The sequence below is a fragment of the Aeromonas cavernicola genome, assembly GCF_002795305.1.
Lineage (GTDB): Bacteria > Pseudomonadota > Gammaproteobacteria > Enterobacterales > Aeromonadaceae > Aeromonas > Aeromonas cavernicola.
Genome location: NZ_PGGC01000281.1, coordinates 1 through 687 on the forward strand (window position 1 = coordinate 1; position 687 = coordinate 687).

Sequence of the window (687 nt, forward strand, 5' to 3'; positions counted from 1 at the left end):
TCAACCTGATGGTCGATACCGAAGAGGTCGCCAGAGCGCCCACCTCGGCTGCAGCCCTGCTTGCGTGGGCCAAGGCCCATCCCGGCCGCTTCACCTATCCCAAGCCGCCCCAGTTCCATGGCTCCAGCTTTCTCAAGCAGATCTTGCTGGAATTGACGCCAGACCCCGCCCCCCTCTATCGGGAGGCGACCGAGAGCGATTTTACCAAGCTCTCCGCCCCGCTCTGGGCCTGGCTCGATGAGCTGCATCCGGCACTCTGGCGCAAGGGCAAACTGTTCCCCTCCAGCGCCGCCGAAACCCGCCAACTGCTCGATGATGGCGAACTGGCCATGGCCATCAGCTTCAACCCGCAGGAGGCGCAAAGCGCCGCCCAGATTGGTGCCCTCCCCCCCAGCGTCGAGGCGGTCGCCATGGAGAAAGGCGCGCTCACCAACAGCCATTTTCTCGCTATCCCCTTCAACGCCAGTGCCCGCGCCGGGGCCAAGGTGGTGGCCAACTTCCTGCTGAGCCCGGCGGCGCAGGCGCGCAAGGCCAATCCGGCGTTTTGGGGTGATCCCAGCGTGCTGCGGGCCGATGCCCTGCCTGACTCCGCAAAGGGGCAACCGGCATTGCGCTTCAAATCAGAGTCAGAGCCCCATCCCAGCTGGCAGCTCAAACTGGAAGCGGCGTGTGCCGAGCGTTACCGCC

General features: G+C 65.5%; 1 protein-coding gene. It reads left to right on the top strand.

Translation table 11 applies throughout. From position 1 onward, the window contains the following. Positions 1–687: ABC transporter substrate-binding protein (locus CUC53_RS18535; RefSeq protein WP_100295428.1), on the top strand; the 687-nt coding region annotated here is incomplete at both ends.